We start from the raw sequence: 15,646 nt of genomic DNA on the forward strand, positions 1-15,646 counted from the left end.
TGAAAACATATGTGGCTATTTCTCTGGCGTTCGTCCCTGCTCTATATCTTTCCCCTGCTGATGTGGGGCTACTGCCGCATCAAGGGCATCGAGTTCGTCGAGCTCGATACCGGGGTTAACAGCCACAAGTGGGTGGTGCTCGCCGCCTACCTCATCTACGTGCTGCTCTGGCTGCTGGCCAACCGCTATCTCGAACTCTTCCTGCGCCAGCGGAGCCGTAAATGATCGAGCCCGGGCTCTGGGTCATCCTGCTGCCAGCCGCCGTGCTGGCCCTCGGGCTTGGCTGGCTGATCGGGCGACGGGCCGCCACGGCACAGGCTCAGGAGCTGATGCTGGCGCAGGAGCGGCATCAAGCGTTGCAGGATCGCTTCGACGAGTTGCAGGATGAGCGCATGCAGGGCCAGCAGAAGCTGGATCAGCAGCAGACCCTGCTCATCAAACTCACCGCCCGACTCAAGGATGCGGAAGCGACCCTGCGCAGCGAGCGGCTGGCTGCCGCCGAGAAGCTGCAACTGCAACAGGAGGCGGAGCAGCGCCTCAGCCAGCAGTTCGAGAACCTTGCCAACCGGATCTTCGAGCAAAACTCCGGCAACTTCCGTGAACTCAACCAGAGCAGCCTCGATCTGCTGCTCACGCCACTCAAGGAGCAGCTCGAGGGTTTTCGTCGTCAGGTGGGGGAGACCCACGCCCAGGAGACGGCCCAGCGCCACAGCCTCAAGTTCGAGCTGGAGCGCCTCGCCGAGCTCAATGCTCGTATGACCGAAGAGGCTGCGGCCCTGACCCGCGCCCTCAAGGGCGACAGCAAGCAACAGGGCAATTGGGGGGAAGTGGTGTTGGCGCGGATCCTCAGCGAATGCGGCCTGCGCGAGGGCCACGAGTACCACACCCAGGTCAATATCGAGGTGGAGAAGGGCAAGCGCTACCAGCCCGATGTGATTGTCCACCTGCCGCAGGAAAAAGACATCATCATCGACGCCAAGGTGTCGCTGACCGCCTACGAGCGCTGGTATAACGCCGGGGACGAGCTGGAGAAGGCGGTGGCGCTGAAAGAGCACGTCGCCTCGGTGCGCAACCACATCCGCGAGCTGGGCCGCAAGGATTATCAGCAGTTGCCCGGGGTGCGCACCCTCGACTATGTGCTGATGTTCGTGGCGGTGGAGCCCGCCTTCCTCACCGCGATGGAGGCCGATCCCTCGCTGGTGCGTTACGGTCTCGACAACAATATCCTGCTGGTGAGCCCCACCAATCTCATGGTGGCTCTGCGCACCATCGAAAACCTGTGGCGCTACGAGCGGCAGAACCAGAATGCCCGCCAGATTGCCGAACGGGCCGGTCGCCTCTACGAGAAGCTGCGGCTGTTTGTCGAGGAGATGCAGCAGATGGGCGGCAGCCTGCACAAGGCGCAGGAGAGCTACGACAAGGCGATGGGACGGCTGGTCAACGGCCGTGGCAACCTGATTGCGCAGGTCGAGCGTTTCCGCGAGCTGGGGGTGGAGGTAACAAAGAGCCTACCCGAGCCGCTAGTTGAGCGCGCGCTGGAACGCGACAAGGAGCGGGAGTAGTTTTTCCCTGCATCGCCATCCGCAAAAGGTCCAACCCCGGTTTGGGCCTTTTGCCATTTAACTTTGTTAACAGGCGATGGCTCCCATTCCCACTCGTCTTCTGAGTTTTTGGTATTGCTGGCCAAAGCTGGTTGTTTTTAGAACTGCACTGGTTGGTTGAGTCAATATATGAGCTGCGAGATAAAACATCCCTCGTTGTTTTAATGTCTGCGATCCATATTCCCCCCAACGGCTACCCCCTGTCTCATAGCTCGCTTCTTGCAAGGCGAAGATAACTTTCTCGGTAGGGTATGTATCTTCCTTACCGAATTGACCGAAAAACGAAGCGCGGAAGTGCCCAACAATATCTGGTGTAATATCCATCAAAAACCCTCTTTGTAAGAAGTAACCTCACGGTTACGCAATTAGAATGAGGGAGTTTGGAGTATTGCTCAACTCATTGTTTATAATGGTTTTTCATTGGCGAATTCGTCATGTGAGGCTTTTGGTTTTATGTCTGACCATGTAACAGGCAAATAGAAACGGCCCACCGAAGTGGGCCGTTTCTATTTGCAGTGCCGGTGTGGATCAGCGGCTGGCGGCGCGGGCGCTCAGCTCGGCTTTCTCGCTATCGCTCAGGAAGGCCAGGGTCAGGCCGTTCTGCTGGGCGGTGCGGATTTCGCTCGCGGTCATGCCGGCGGCCGGAGCGGCCACTTCATATTCGTGGGGCAGGTCGATCCCTTCCACCGCCGGATCGTCGGTGTTGAGGCAAGCCAGCACGCCAGCGGCCAGGAACTGGCGGATCGGGTGTTCGGTCAGGCTCGCCACTGTGGTGGTCTGGACGTTGGAGGTGAGGCAGGATTCGATGCCGATGCGGTGCTCGGCCAGATAGGCCATCAGGGCCGGATCCTGAATCGCTTTGACGCCGTGGCCGATACGCTCGGCGCCCAGCTCGCGAATGGCTTGCCACATGCTCTCGGGGCCAGCGGCTTCACCTGCGTGTACGGTGACGCGCATGCCTGCATCGCGCACCTGACGGAAGTGATCGACAAAGAGTTCCCCCGGGAAACCCAGCTCGTCACCGGCCAGATCGATGGCGACCAGCTTGTCGCGGTGGGCCAGACAGGCGGCCAGCTCCCGATTGCACTGCTCGGTGCCGAAGGTGCGGCTCATGATGCCGATCAGGTTGGTCTTGATACCGAAATCGCGGCTGCCCGCGGCCACGCCGTCGATGATGGCTTCTACCACGCCCTGCGGGTGCAGCTTGTGGGCCATCGCCATATAGGCCGGACTGAAACGCAGTTCGGCATAGTCGATACCGGCGCGCAGCAGATCTTCCACGTTCTCGTAGGCGACCCGGCGGCAGGCATCATAGTCGGCCAGCACGGCAACACCCCAGTCCAGCTTCTTCAGGAAGGCGACCAGGCTCGGCTCGTTCTCGACAATCTGTACGTGGGGGCGCAGCGCCTCCAGCTCGAAGGCGGGCAACTGAATGTTGTGTTGGCGACCCAGCTCGAGGATGGTTTGCGGGCGGATGTTGCCGTCCAGATGGCGGTGCAGGTCGGTCAGGGGGAGAGATCTGTCAATCATGGGGGCGCCCTCGTCGAGTCAGGTTTGAAAGCCTGCCATTCTAGGCGGGGCTTTCAAAAAAGATACCCCGTTTATCGTTAAACGGGGTTCTGGCGGGCGGTGATTTGTCAGGGCGTGATGGGAATCGTTTTTCCCCGGGACTCAGGAGAGATCGAGTTCCTTCAGCTTGCGGGTCAGGGTGTTGCGACCCCAACCGAGCAGGCGCGCCGCCTCCTGCTTGTGGCCGTGGGTGTGTTCCAGCGCCGTTTCCAGCATGATCCGTTCGAACTGAGGCATGGCATCTGCCAGGATGTCTGTCTCTCCCAGCGCCAGCTTGCTGGCCACCCACTCTTGCAACTGTTGCTGCCAGCAACCGGGCAACGCCGGTTGGCCCGGTTCGGCGTTGTGGGTGATGGGAGTGAGCAGCTCGGCAGGCAGGTCGCCGACCAGCACTTCTTGCCCCGAGGCCATCACGGTAAGCCAGCGGCAGACGTTCTCCAGCTGGCGCACGTTGCCCGGCCAGGGCAGGCGGCTGATATAGGCCTGGGTATCCGGGGGCAGGCTCTTGGCCTCGACGTTCAGCTCTTTGGCGGCGCGCAGCAGGAAGTGACGTGCCAGCTGGGGGATGTCCTCACGGCGCTCCTTGAGGGCGGGGATGTGGATGCGGATGACGTTGAGACGGTGGAACAGATCCTCGCGAAACTCGCCATCGGCGACCCGTTTCTCCAGATTCTGGTGGGTGGCGGCGATGATCCGTACATCCACCTGCACCGGCTGGTGGCCACCGACCCGGTAGAACTGGCCATCGGCCAAGACCCGCAGCAGCCGAGTCTGCACATCCAGCGGCATGTCACCGATCTCGTCGAGAAACAGGGTGCCACCGTCGGCCTGCTCGAAGCGGCCGTGGCGGATGTTGTTGGCGCCGGTGAAGGCCCCCTTCTCGTGACCGAACAGCTCGGATTCGATGAGATCTTTCGGGATAGCCGCCATGTTGAGGGCGATAAAGTTCTTGTGGGCGCGCGGGCTGTGCTTGTGCAGGGCGTGGGCGACCAGCTCCTTGCCGGTACCGCTCTGACCGTTGATCAGCACCGAGATGCTGGAGCGTGACAGGCGGCCTATGGCGCGGAACACCTCCTGCATCGCCGGTGCCTCACCGATGATTTCGGGAGTGGCGGTGGCTTCTTGCTGACGAGACTTGCGCTTGGTGCGCTGCTCCTTGAGATGATTCTCGGCGCGGCGCACCAGGGTCACGGCTTCGTCGATGTCGAACGGTTTGGGCAGGTACTCGAAGGCGCCGCGCTGGTAGGCGTTGACCGCGCTGTCGAGATCCGAGTGGGCGGTCATGATGATGATGGGCAGATCGGCCTGACGGCGGTGGATCTGCTCCAGCAGGCTCAAACCATCGATGCCGGGCATCCGGATATCGGAGAGGATGACATCGGGCGATCGCAGCTCAAGGGCGTGCAGCAGGGCTTCGCCATCGGCAAAGCTCTCGCAGTTGAAGCCTTCGCTGCCGAGAGTGCGCTCCAGCACCCAGCGGATAGAACTGTCGTCATCGACGATCCACACTTTGGCGGTCATGGGGTTCCCTTACTTGCGAAGCGGTAGAAAAATGGTGAATTCGGTGTGACCCGGCCAGCTGATGCAGTCAATCCGCCCCTTGTGCTGGTCGATCAGGTTCTGGGCGATGGAGAGGCCGAGCCCGGTTCCCCCCTCCTTGCCGGTGATCATGGGGTAGAACAGGGTGTCGCGAATGGCATCGGGAATGCCGGGGCCGTTGTCGATGATCTTGATCTCCGCCGCCAGCCGGTAGCGCTGGCCGTGGATGGTGATCTGGAACGCGGTGCGGGTCTTGATACGGATAAGCCCGGTCTGATCGCCCAGTGCTTCGGCGGCGTTGCGCACTATGTTGAGAAACGCCTGCTGCAGCTGATCCGGCTCCATCTCGAATTCGGGGATGCTGGGATCGTAATCCCGCTCGATGCGAACAGAGGGAGGGAGTTCGAGCTCCACCAGTCGGCGTACCTGTTCCAGTACCGAATGGACATTGTGCATCTGGTGACGGCCGGGGCGCTGGGGGCCGAGCAGGCGATCGACCAGTACCCGCAGCCGATCGGCCTGTTCGATGATGATGCCGGTATATTCGCGCAGCGCCGGGTCGGGCAGCTCTTTTTGCAGCAGCTGGGCCGCGCCACGCAGGCCGCCGAGGGGATTCTTGATTTCGTGTGCCAGGCCGCGCACCAGCTCCTTGGCCGCCAGCTGCTGGGCATGTTGCTGCTGCTCCTGACTGATCTTCTTCTGCTGGTCGATCTTGCGCAGCTCCACGACCAGCAGACGCTGTTCGTGGTCGGCCATGGGGGTAGCGCTCAGCTCCACCAGTCGCGGTTCTCCCTCTACCACCAGAGTCACTTCGCTATCGGTAAAGCCTTGCCCTGAAACGAGGCACTGCTTGAGCCGTTGCAAATCGAGGGAGATATGTTCCAGCAGATGAGGCAGTTCGATGCCGATCAGCCGGCGTTCACTGAGGGAGAGCAGCTGTTCAGCCGCCGGGTTGACGAATTGGATGCAGAGCCGTTCATCCATCAGGATCACGGCGGTCAGCAAATTATCCAAGAGTGTTTTGGCGTTGTCCGAGCGGGTTGGCACAGGTTTCTCCCTAAAACGGTGCTACACACCTATTATGCACCGATATGGTGCATAGAGTTTACCCGCATCGGTGCGCTATATCACCCTTGGTTGGCTTTGGGGGTGGGTTTGGGAGCCGGAGTCACGGTCGCTCTATGCAGGTAAAAGGTGACTGGTGTAGATTTAGCAAGGATCGTACCGTCTTTGGCGAGCAGCTCGAGCTGAGCTTCGTGGGCACCGCGATCGACATTTTCGACCCGGATAGAGAGGCTGTTGCTGACGATGGGGGCTGCCTTGCCATCCAGAGTCAGGCGCACATCATACTGGGTTGGCGGTTTGGGGCTGATTTGACCCTGAAAGACGATATTGCCTGTGTTGTCGCGCAGGGTGCTGCCCTGTTCAGGGGAGAGCAGCTCGATCACCAGTTTGGCCGCCTCCTGCTCCTTCTTGACATCGGCGCCAGTCAGGCTGTTGAAGTTGTCTACCTGTACCGAGCTGGGGGCGCTACCCAGCAGGGGAGCAGCCCGCAGATCCACCTCCTTTACGTTTTTGCCGGGAGGAGGGGCATCCGTGTAGTGGGTAATGCCATTGCCATCGACCCAGGAGTAGACCTTGGCCGCATGAGTACTGAATGAGGTCAGTAACAGGAGGGTAATTGCTCCTATGCCATGTATCTTGTTCATCCATCTCTCCTTGACGGTATCTTGCTTAATCCTATCAGAGAAAAAACCCGCCATCTGGCGGGTTTTGTCACGATTCGGCAAGCTGCCCCAATCTAAATGGGCTGTCTGCTGCGACTTAGACGGAGTAGTACAGTTCGAACTCCAGCGGGTGCGGGGTCATGCGCACACGGTCAACATCCTGCTGTTTCAGTTCCAGATAGGAGTTGATGAAGTCATCGCTGAACACGCCGCCACGGGTCAGGAACTCGCGGTCAGCATCCAGAGCTGCCAGGGCTTCGTCCAGAGAGCCAGCAACGGTCGGCACTTCTGCAGCCTCTTCCGGCGGCAGGTCGTACAAGTTCTTGTCCATGGCATCGCCCGGATGGATCTTGTTGATGATACCGTCCAGACCGGCCATCAGCTGGGCTGCGAAGGCCAGGTACGGGTTGGCAGCCGGATCCGGGAAGCGCACTTCGATACGACGAGCTTTCGGGCTCGGTACCACCGGGATACGGATGGAGGCAGAACGGTTGCGGGCAGAGTAGGCCAGCATGACCGGTGCTTCATAACCCGGAACCAGACGCTTGTAGGAGTTGGTGGTCGGGTTGGCGAAGGCGTTGATGGCCTTGGCGTGCTTGATGATACCGCCAATGTAGTGCAGCGCCATCTCGGACAGACCGCCATACAGGTCCCCGGCGAACAGGTTGACGCCGTTCTTGGCCAGAGACTGGTGGCAGTGCATGCCGGAGCCGTTGTCACCGAACATGGGTTTCGGCATGAAGGTGACGGTCTTGTTGTAGGCGTGGGCCACGTTGTGGATCACGTACTTCAGTACCTGTACTTCATCTGCTTTCAGCGTAAGAGTGTTGAAGCGGGTAGCGATCTCGTTCTGACCGGCAGTGGCCACTTCGTGGTGGTGAGCTTCAACGACCTGGCCCATCTCTTCCAGCACCAGACACATGGCGGCACGGATATCCTGGGAGGAGTCGACCGGTGCAACCGGGAAGTAACCGCCTTTCACGAACGGACGGTGACCCTTGTTGCCATGCTCATAGGCAGTGCCGGAGTTCCATGCGGCTTCTTCAGATTCGATTTTCACGAAGCTGTGGCCCATGGTGTTGGAGAAGGTGATGTTGTCGAACATGAAGAATTCCGGCTCCGGCCCGAACAGCACGGTGTCAGCGATGCCGCTGGACTTCAGGAAATCTTCTGCACGCTTGGCGATGGAGCGCGGATCGCGGTCGTAGCCCTGCATGGTGGCAGGCTCCAGTACGTCACAAACGATGTTCAGGGTGGTCTCTTCGGTGAACGGGTCCAGCTTGGCGGAGGCTGCGTCCGGCATCAGTACCATGTCGGATTCGTTGATGCCCTTCCAGCCGCCGATGGAGGAACCATCGAACATCTTGCCGTCTTCGAAGAAATCTTCATCAACCTGATGAGCAGGGATGGATACATGCTGCTCTTTACCCTTGGTGTCGGTAAAGCGCAGATCAACAAACTTGACTTCGTGTTCCTGGATCAGGGCCAAAACGTTCTGGGCTGACATGCTAAGTAACCTCCGGTGTTAAAACTCTCTGGGTGAATGCGTCGTCGTATTCACATAAGCCAGTATCGTGCCAAGTTTGTGACAGCTTGATTTCAGGGCAATCTCGCTGAAGAGGCTCCCCAAAATCAGGCGATCTCGACTCGCGTTGCATCAATTTAGTGCGATGGTGGATCGTTTTGGTGCACTGTAATGGTGCGCGAAATACGGTCACCGCCCATCTAAGCAGGGTTTGTCAGAGAGGTCTATGATCCAGATCTGTTGTTATGCGCGAATGTACTGCAATTCTGCTAGGCAGATCACAAAGGCAAGAGTACAATTAGCGCCCAATTTTACCCGGTGATTGAGGCGAGAATGTTAGAGAATTTACGCAATATTGCGATTATTGCGCACGTTGACCACGGCAAAACGACTCTGGTTGATAAGCTGCTGCAGCAGTCCGGCACCCTGGACCGCTCCACGGAAGGCCAGGAACGGATCATGGATTCCAATGATCTGGAACGGGAACGTGGCATCACCATTCTCGCCAAGAACACTGCGATCCGCTGGAATGACTACCGCATCAACATCGTTGATACCCCGGGTCACGCCGACTTCGGTGGTGAAGTAGAGCGCGTACTGTCCATGGTTGACTCCGTGCTGCTGCTGGTTGACGCCGTAGACGGCCCGATGCCGCAAACCCGTTTCGTGACCCAGAAAGCGTTCGCTCAGGGTCTGAAGCCGATCGTGGTCATCAACAAGGTTGACCGTCCGGGTGCTCGTCCTGACTGGGTAATGGATCAGGTATTCGACCTGTTCGACAACCTGGGCGCGACTGACGAACAGCTGGATTTCAAAGTTGTTTACGCCTCTGCACTGAACGGTTGGGCCACCATGGATCAGGACGTCGAGTCCGAGAACATGGAGCCGCTGTTCCAGGCCATCGTTGACAACGTTGAAGCGCCGAAGGCTGATGCCGAAGGTGGTTTCCAGATGCAGATCTCCCAGCTGGACTACAACTCCTACGTGGGCGTTATCGGTATCGGCCGCATCACTCGTGGTCGCGTCAAGACCAACCAGCAAGTCACCATCGTTGGTGCTGACGGCAAGACCCGTAATGGTAAAGTCGGTCAGGTGCTGGGTTACCTGGGTCTGTCCCGTACTGAAGTTGCCGACGCGCAAGCGGGTGACATCATCGCTATCACCGGTCTGGGCGAGCTGAAAATCTCCGACACCATCTGTGACAACGGTGCCGTTGAGGCCCTGCCGCCGCTCTCCGTTGACGAGCCGACCGTGAACATGACCTTCCAGGTCAACACTTCACCGTTCGCCGGTAAAGAGGGCAAGTTCGTGACCTCCCGCAACATTCTGGAGCGTCTGAACCAGGAGCTGGTCCACAACGTGGCCCTGCGCGTGGAAGAGACTGATGATCCGGACAAGTTCCGCGTATCCGGTCGTGGTGAACTGCACCTCTCCATCCTGATCGAAAACATGCGTCGCGAAGGTTACGAGCTGGCGGTATCCCGTCCGGAAGTAATCCTGCGTACTGTTGACGGCGAACTGCAAGAACCGTTCGAAACTGTGACTGTGGACGTTGAAGAAGCGCACCAGGGTTCCGTGATGGAGCAGCTGGGTCTGCGTAAAGGCGAAATGACCAACATGACCCCGGATGGCAAGGGTCGTGTCCGCCTGGACTTCATGATCCCGAGCCGTGGCCTGATCGGCTTCCAGACCGAGTTCATGACCATGACCTCCGGTACCGGTCTGCTGTACCACACCTTCGACCACTACGGTCCGCATAAGGGTGGCAGCATCGGTGAGCGTCAGAACGGTGTGCTGATCTCCAACGCAACCGGTAAGGCACTGACTTACGCCCTGTTCGGTCTGCAAGACCGCGGTCGTCTGTTCATCGGTCACGCGACCGAGGTGTACGAAGGCCAGGTAATCGGTATTCACTCCCGTTCCAATGACCTGACTGTTAACTGCCTGAAAGGCAAACAGCTGACCAACATGCGTGCCTCCGGTACCGACGAAGCTCAGGTGCTGACTCCGCCGATCCGCATGACTCTGGAACAGGCTCTCGAGTTCATCGACAACGACGAACTGGTAGAAGTGACTCCTAAGAACATCCGTATCCGCAAGAAATTGCTGACCGAGCTGGATCGCAAACGCTCTGGCCGTGGTTAATGCCATGTGCTGAGTCTCGGCAGCCCTTGCGGCCGCTGACGGTTCACTGATAAACGGACCCAAACCTCTGGTTTGGGTCCGTTTTTTTATGCTTGTGATCCGCTCTGGCCATGCCGATGAGGTCGTTCAGGCCACCGGTAATGGGGCTGATGAGCGTTGAGGGAAAGTCGTGGGGATGGACGAGATAAAAAAGCCGCAGCGGGTGAACGCTGCGGCTTTTTGCTTGCTTACGGTGAGCGTTACTGGCGCCAGAAGGAGGGGAAGAAGAGCACGGCGACCGTCAGGATCTCCAGTCGTCCCAGCAGCATGCCGAATGACAGCAGCCATTTGGCCGATTCCGGCAGGCTGGCAAAGTTGGTGCTGGGGCCGACCACCGGGCCCATGCCCGGGCCGACGTTGGCAACGGCGGTGATGGAGCTGGATATGGCTGTCAGGGGGTCAAGCCCGATGGCGCCCAGCAGTGCGGCTATCATCAGAATGATGGCGAAGTAGGCCAGCACGAAGGAGATCATTGAGCGGATGATGGCGTCATTGACTGTCCGGCCGTTGTACTTCTGGGGAAATACGCCGGAAGGGTGCATCAGTTGGCGCATCTGCTTCTTGAACAGGGCAAAGGCCACTTGTACCCGGAAGATCTTGAGGCCGCCCGCAGTGGAGCCAGAGCAGGCCCCAAGAGCCAGCAGCACGATGAAGACGATGCTGGCGAGCGGCCCCCAGGTGCCGAAGTCACCAAGACCATAGCCGGTGGTGGTGAGTACCGAGACGATGTTGAAGCAGCTGATGCGCAGGGCATCCCAGAAGCCGAACAGATCTCTCTCCCACAGATAGAAGGTCATGATGACTGTGACCCACACCACCAGCCAGAAGAAGCCGCGCACCTGGGCATCCTTGAGCAGGCTGTAGTCCCTGTGGTTGAGGCTCTGCACATAGAGTAGAAAGGGCAGGCCGCCGAGGAACATGAACAGGGTGCCAATCCAGTGTGCCGAGTTGGAGAAGTGGGACATGGATTGATCGGAGGTGGAGTAGCCGCCGGTACTGAGGGTGGTCATGGCGTGGTTGATCGCCTCGAACATATTCATGCCGCTGGCCCAGTAGGCCATGAAGCAGAGCATGGAGAGCACCAGATAGACCACAACGATGTTGTTGGCGACCGTCTTGGCACGCGGGGCGCTTTTGTCTGACCAGTCCGAGCTCTCGGTCTGGAACAGCTTCATGCCGCCGACGTTGAGATAGGGCAGTACGGCAACCGCCATCACGATAAAGCCGACCCCCCCCAGCCACTGTAGGATGGATCGCCACAACAGGATGCTGTGGGCCATGTTGTCGAGGCCGGAGAGCACGGTAGAGCCCGTGGTGGTCACCCCCGACATGGTCTCGAAGTAGGCGTCGGTAAAGTTGATGTGGGTGATGAAGACAAAGGGCAGCGCCCCGAAGATACAGGCAACCACCCAAACCGAGGTGGTGAGCAGGAACATCTCCCGCACCCCCAGATGAAACTCCGCCTTGCGGCCGTAATGGAGGCAGAGCAGGGCGGCGCCGTGGGTGATCAGCACGGACTTGAGAAACTCGACAAATCCCTCTGACCCGGTGAGCAGTGCCAGCAAGGTGGGCAGCCACATGAAGAGCGCCAGCTTGGAGAGCACCAGCCCGAGGGTGAAGATAATGGGACGCAGTTTGATCATGTTCGATAACCTGGTCGTTGATTAACAAAAGACCCGGACCATCCCCTTGGAGGAGCTGAGCCGGGTCTGGTTTGACAGCCTGTGCGCATGAAGACGTTACAGGAAGAAGGGGCTTGGCTGGAACAGCCGCTCCACTTCCGGGATGTACTTCTTGTCCACCAGGAACATGACCACGTGGTCATCCTGCTGGATCTTGGTACGATCGTGGGCGATCAGCACCTCATCCCCGCGCACTACGGCACCGATAGTGGTACCCGGCGGCAGCTTGAGCTCGCCCACCGTCTTGCCGACCACCTTGGAGGTGTTCTCGTCACCGTGGGCAATCGCTTCGATCGCCTCGGCAGCGCCGCGGCGCAGGCTGTAGACGTTGGCGATATCGGCCCGGCGCACATGGGTCAGCAGGGCCGAGATGGTGGCCTGTTGGGGCGAGATGGCGATATCGATGGAGCCACCCTGCACCAGATCGACGTAGGCGCCGCGCTGGATCAGCACCATGGTCTTCTTGGCGCCCATCTTCTTGGCGAGCAGCGCCGACATGATGTTGGCCTCATCCTCGTTAGTCACGGCGATGAAGACGTCAATTTGATCGATATGCTCCTCGGCCAGCAGCTCCTGATCCGCCGCATCGCCGCAGAAGACGATGGTGTTCTCCAGCAGTTCGGAGAGCTGCTCCGCCCGCTTCTGGTTGCGCTCGATAAGCTTGACGCTGTAGCGCTTCTCCAGCTGACGGGCGAGGCCGGCGCCGATGTTGCCACCACCGACGATCATGATGCGGCGGTAGGGGCTCTCGAGGCGCTGCAGCTCAGACATCACGGCACGGATATGGCCCGCGGCGGCGACGAAGAAGACCTCGTCATCCGCTTCGATGATGGTGGTGCCTTGCGGACGGATCGGGCGGCCCTGACGGAAGATGGCCGCTACCCGGGTCTCGATGTTGGGCATGTGCTCGCGCAGGGTGGAGAGGGCGTTACCTACCAGCGGGCCGCCGTAGTAGGCCTTGACCGCCACGAGACCGACGCGGCCACCAGCGAAATCAACCACTTGCAGGGCACCCGGATACTCGATCAGGCGACGAACATAGTCGGTCACCAGCTGCTCCGGCGCGATCAGGTGATCCACCGGCACCGATTCCGGCAGGAACAGGCGATCCCGTTCGGTTAGATAGGCTGGTGAGCGGATCCGCGCCACCTTGTTCGGGGTGTTGAACAGGGAGTAGGCCACCTGACAGGCGATCATGTTGGTCTCGTCACTGTTGGTGACGGCGACCAGCATGTCGGCATCCTGAGCCCCCGCTTCGCGCAGCACCTTGGGGTGGGCGCCGTGCCCGTTGACTACCCGCAGGTCAAACTTGTCCTGCAGTTCGCGCAGGCGCTCGCTGTCGGTGTCGACGATGGTGATGTCGTTGTTCTCCCCGGCCAGGTTCTCGGCCAGGGTGCCGCCGACTTGGCCGGCTCCCAAAATGATGATTTTCATAGGGAACGTCTACTCACGTTGAGGCAGTAAAGGGGAGCGCCAGAACGGAGCTGGCGGCTCTCCCGAATGAGGTTTGTCATGCCCGGCTCAGAGCTTGACCAGTTTGGCGTAGTAGAAGCCATCCATCTCGGCTTCACCCGGCAGGAACTGGCGGCCCGGGCAGTCCGGGGTGTCATGTTCGTGCAGCGGTACCAATTTGGCATCTTTGGTCGCGGCAAGGAAGGCACGGATCTGTTCGCGGTTCTCTTCCGGCAGGACGGAGCAGGTAGCGTAGAGCAGGGTGCCACCGCTTTTCAGCTTGCCCCAGAGGGCATTGAGAATACGGCGCTGCAGCTCGGCCAGCTCGCGGATGTCCTGATCACGGCGCAACCACTTGATGTCGGGATGGCGACGGATGACGCCGGTGGCGGAGCAGGGGGCATCCAGCAGGATGCGGTCGAACTGACCCTCCGGCCACCACTGTTCCGGTGCCGCGGCATCGCCATGGATCACCTTGGCGGTGAGGCCGATGCGGTCCAGGTTCTCCTGCACTCGCTTGAGGCGGTTTTCGTCGGCATCGACGGCGACCACGCCAGCCAGCTTGGGCTGACGCTCCAGCAGGTGGGCAGTCTTGCCACCGGGTGCCGCGCAGGCATCCAGTACCCACTCACCCGGTTGTGGGTCGAGCAGTGCCGCGGCCTGTTGTGCGGCACCATCCTGTACCGAGCAGTCACCGACCTCGAAGCCGGGCAGCTTGGTCACATCGCAAGGTCGCTCCAGCAGGATGCAATCCTCGCTCTCTTCACCGGCCACGGCATTGATGCCGACTTCAGCCATGCGAGCCAGCATGGCATCGCGGCTCTGGCGCTGGCTGTTGTTGCGGATCCACATGGGAGGGCGTTGGTTGTTCGCCTCCATGATGAATTCCCACTCATCGTGATAGGCCTGACGCAGGCGCTTGGTGAGCCACTCCGGATGACCGAGGCGAATGCTGGGAACGCGGTCGATGCGCAGCAGAATGACTTCGGCGCTGCGCTGGAAGTTGCGCAGCACGCCGTTGATGAGGCCACGCAGTGAGGTGCCTTTGAGCAGTTTGACGGCGTTGACGGTCTCGGCCACCGCGGCGTGAGCCGGAATGCGGGTGTAGATGAGCTGATAGAGACCGACCAGGATGAGGTAGTGGAAAATGCGGCTCTTGTTCTTGAGCGGCTTGTCCATCATCTCGTTGACTGCCGCATCGAGGCGGGGCAGCCAGCGCAGGGTGCCGTAGCAGAGTTCTTGCAGGAGAGCACGATCGCGAGGCGCGACCTTCTCCTGGGCAGCAGGCAGAACAGCGGAGAGGGATTGACCCTGATCCAGCACCTGTTGAATAACGAGAGCGGCCTGTGCACGTGTTTTCATAGAGTTACCTTAGATGCGCAAGTCGGGGCCTGGGCCCCGCTTGTGTCAATTCAATCCAGTTCAATTCAATTGCGTGCCGGGTTCAAACCAGTCGCGGCGAGAGTTGAGCAGATCCGAAACGGACATCGCCTTCTTGCCGGGCGGTTGCAGGGTCAGCAGGCGCAGCACACCCTTGCCGGTGGCGATATCGATCCCCTGCTTGTCGGCCTTGAGCAGGGTACCGGCACTCTGGCCGTGTTCGTGCTCGATGACCTCGGCCTGCCACACCTTGATGGTCTGGCCGGCGACCTCGCACCAACTGATGGGCCAGGGATTGAAGGCGCGGATGCAGCGCTCGATGGCAACAGCCTCCATCGACCAGTCGATGCGGGCCTCTTCCTTGGAGAGCTTTTCGGCGTAGTTGGCCAGCGCATCATCTTGCGCCTCGGCAGCGGTTTCACCGGCAGCCATGGCATCGATGGTGTCGACCAGCGCCTGCGGACCCAGCTCTGCCAGCTTGTCATAGAGGCTGGCAGAGGTCTCGTCGGCGGCGATGGGGCAGCTTACCTTGCGGATCATGGCGCCGGTATCCAGCCCCACATCCATCTGCATGATGGTGACGCCGGTTTCGCTATCGCCCGCCCAGATTGAGCGCTGGATCGGTGCCGCGCCACGCCAGCGGGGCAGCAGGGAGCCATGCACATTGATGCAGCCCAGACGCGGGGTATCGAGTACCGCCTTGGGCAGGATCAGGCCATAGGCCACCACGACCATCAGGTCTGCGCCAAGGGCGGCCAGTTCGGCTTGCGCCTCTTCCTTGCGCAGGGTAGCGGGCTGGTAAACCGGCAGGTTGTGGGCCAGTGCCAGCTCTTTGACCGGGCTGGCGGTGAGCTTCTGGCCACGGCCGGCGGGCTTGTCGGGCTGGGTATAAACGGCAACGACCTCGTGGTCGGAAGACAACAACGCCGCCAGGTGACGGGCGGCGAAGTCGGGAGTACCGGCAAAAATCAGTTTCAGCTTATTCAA

13 protein-coding genes are annotated in these 15,646 nt (G+C 60.0%); 3 read left to right on the forward strand and 10 right to left on the reverse strand.

The features are described from left to right. Positions 1 to 9 precede the first annotated feature (9 nt). Together G5533_RS13400 and rmuC are read left to right on the forward strand one after the other, a co-directional pair. Complete coding sequence (locus G5533_RS13400) at positions 10 to 225, forward strand: hypothetical protein (RefSeq protein WP_033114762.1); 216 nt, start codon at positions 10 to 12, stop codon at positions 223 to 225. Then, a complete protein-coding gene (gene rmuC, locus G5533_RS13405) occupies positions 222 to 1,562 on the forward strand; it encodes a DNA recombination protein RmuC (RefSeq protein ID WP_236095644.1) in 1,341 nt (446 codons plus the stop codon). Before G5533_RS13400 ends, rmuC begins: the two co-directional genes overlap by 4 nt. Positions 1,563 to 1,628: 66 nt before the next feature. Here the strand turns inward: rmuC and G5533_RS13410 are convergent, their stop codons facing one another. The 6 genes from G5533_RS13410 to glnA all read right to left on the reverse strand — a co-directional run bounded on the left by G5533_RS13410 (position 1,629) and on the right by glnA (position 7,943). Beyond that, positions 1,629 to 1,925, reverse strand: a complete 297-nt coding sequence (locus G5533_RS13410; protein WP_421206314.1) for a hypothetical protein — start codon at positions 1,923 to 1,925, stop codon at positions 1,629 to 1,631. 204 nt (positions 1,926 to 2,129) lie between these two features. After that, on the reverse strand, positions 2,130 to 3,131 hold the full coding sequence (gene add, locus G5533_RS13415; protein ID WP_236095642.1) for an adenosine deaminase: 1,002 nt from the start codon (positions 3,129 to 3,131) through the stop codon (positions 2,130 to 2,132). 141 nt (positions 3,132 to 3,272) lie between these two features. Continuing rightward, the gene (gene glnG / locus G5533_RS13420) at positions 3,273 to 4,691 is read right to left on the reverse strand and encodes a nitrogen regulation protein NR(I) (protein ID WP_441254889.1); all 1,419 of its coding nucleotides are present in this window, start codon (positions 4,689 to 4,691) and stop codon (positions 3,273 to 3,275) included. A gap of 9 nt (positions 4,692 to 4,700) precedes the next feature. After that, positions 4,701 to 5,756: a nitrogen regulation protein NR(II) gene (gene glnL / locus G5533_RS13425; RefSeq protein ID WP_005356202.1), complete on the reverse strand. Its 1,056-nt coding sequence runs from the start codon at positions 5,754 to 5,756 to the stop codon at positions 4,701 to 4,703. Positions 5,757 to 5,836: 80 nt separating this feature from the next. Next, positions 5,837 to 6,418 (reverse strand): DUF4124 domain-containing protein, encoded by a 582-nt coding sequence (locus tag G5533_RS13430; RefSeq protein ID WP_421212419.1) that lies wholly within the window; start codon positions 6,416 to 6,418, stop codon positions 5,837 to 5,839. A gap of 115 nt (positions 6,419 to 6,533) precedes the next feature. After that, on the reverse strand, positions 6,534 to 7,943 hold the full coding sequence (gene glnA, locus G5533_RS13435; protein ID WP_005339672.1) for a glutamate--ammonia ligase: 1,410 nt from the start codon (positions 7,941 to 7,943) through the stop codon (positions 6,534 to 6,536). Positions 7,944 to 8,294: 351 nt separating this feature from the next. Here glnA and typA point away from each other — a divergent pair, with 351 nt between their 5' ends. Then, complete coding sequence (typA, locus tag G5533_RS13440; protein ID WP_106844305.1) at positions 8,295 to 10,106, forward strand: translational GTPase TypA; 1,812 nt, start codon at positions 8,295 to 8,297, stop codon at positions 10,104 to 10,106. 239 nt (positions 10,107 to 10,345) lie between these two features. Here typA and G5533_RS13445 read toward each other — a convergent pair whose 3' ends face one another. The 4 genes from G5533_RS13445 to fmt all read right to left on the reverse strand — a co-directional run bounded on the left by G5533_RS13445 (position 10,346) and on the right by fmt (position 15,646). Further along, positions 10,346 to 11,788, reverse strand: a complete 1,443-nt coding sequence (locus G5533_RS13445) for a TrkH family potassium uptake protein (RefSeq protein ID WP_216952300.1) — start codon at positions 11,786 to 11,788, stop codon at positions 10,346 to 10,348. A gap of 96 nt (positions 11,789 to 11,884) precedes the next feature. Next, the gene (trkA, locus tag G5533_RS13450; protein WP_005339689.1) at positions 11,885 to 13,261 is read right to left on the reverse strand and encodes a Trk system potassium transporter TrkA; all 1,377 of its coding nucleotides are present in this window, start codon (positions 13,259 to 13,261) and stop codon (positions 11,885 to 11,887) included. Positions 13,262 to 13,348: 87 nt separating this feature from the next. Then, complete coding sequence (gene rsmB, locus G5533_RS13455; protein ID WP_421255736.1) at positions 13,349 to 14,641, reverse strand: 16S rRNA (cytosine(967)-C(5))-methyltransferase RsmB; 1,293 nt, start codon at positions 14,639 to 14,641, stop codon at positions 13,349 to 13,351. Positions 14,642 to 14,701: 60 nt separating this feature from the next. Next, positions 14,702 to 15,646 carry a methionyl-tRNA formyltransferase gene (fmt, locus tag G5533_RS13460; RefSeq protein WP_421206319.1) on the reverse strand — a complete coding sequence of 315 codons (945 nt, stop codon included), beginning with the start codon at positions 15,644 to 15,646 and terminating at the stop codon, positions 14,702 to 14,704.

It is taken from the genome of Aeromonas sp. A600620 (genome assembly GCF_029479985.1).
Lineage (GTDB): Bacteria > Pseudomonadota > Gammaproteobacteria > Enterobacterales > Aeromonadaceae > Aeromonas > Aeromonas veronii_A.

Excerpts from the sequence above, each read along its gene's own strand:
- G5533_RS13400 (WP_033114762.1), top strand. The coding sequence starts at position 10 with ATGTGGCTATTTCTCTGGCGTTCGTCCCTGCTCTATATCTTTCCCCTG.
- rmuC (WP_236095644.1), top strand. The coding sequence starts at position 222 with ATGATCGAGCCCGGGCTCTGGGTCATCCTGCTGCCAGCCGCCGTGCTG.
- G5533_RS13410 (WP_421206314.1), bottom strand. The coding sequence starts at position 1,925 with ATGGATATTACACCAGATATTGTTGGGCACTTCCGCGCTTCGTTTTTC.
- add (WP_236095642.1), bottom strand. The coding sequence starts at position 3,131 with ATGATTGACAGATCTCTCCCCCTGACCGACCTGCACCGCCATCTGGAC.
- glnG (WP_441254889.1), bottom strand. The coding sequence starts at position 4,691 with ATGACCGCCAAAGTGTGGATCGTCGATGACGACAGTTCTATCCGCTGG.
- G5533_RS13430 (WP_421212419.1), bottom strand. The coding sequence starts at position 6,418 with ATGAACAAGATACATGGCATAGGAGCAATTACCCTCCTGTTACTGACC.
- glnA (WP_005339672.1), bottom strand. The coding sequence starts at position 7,943 with ATGTCAGCCCAGAACGTTTTGGCCCTGATCCAGGAACACGAAGTCAAG.
- typA (WP_106844305.1), top strand. The coding sequence starts at position 8,295 with ATGTTAGAGAATTTACGCAATATTGCGATTATTGCGCACGTTGACCAC.
- G5533_RS13445 (WP_216952300.1), bottom strand. The coding sequence starts at position 11,788 with ATGATCAAACTGCGTCCCATTATCTTCACCCTCGGGCTGGTGCTCTCC.
- trkA (WP_005339689.1), bottom strand. The coding sequence starts at position 13,261 with ATGAAAATCATCATTTTGGGAGCCGGCCAAGTCGGCGGCACCCTGGCC.
- rsmB (WP_421255736.1), bottom strand. The coding sequence starts at position 14,641 with ATGAAAACACGTGCACAGGCCGCTCTCGTTATTCAACAGGTGCTGGAT.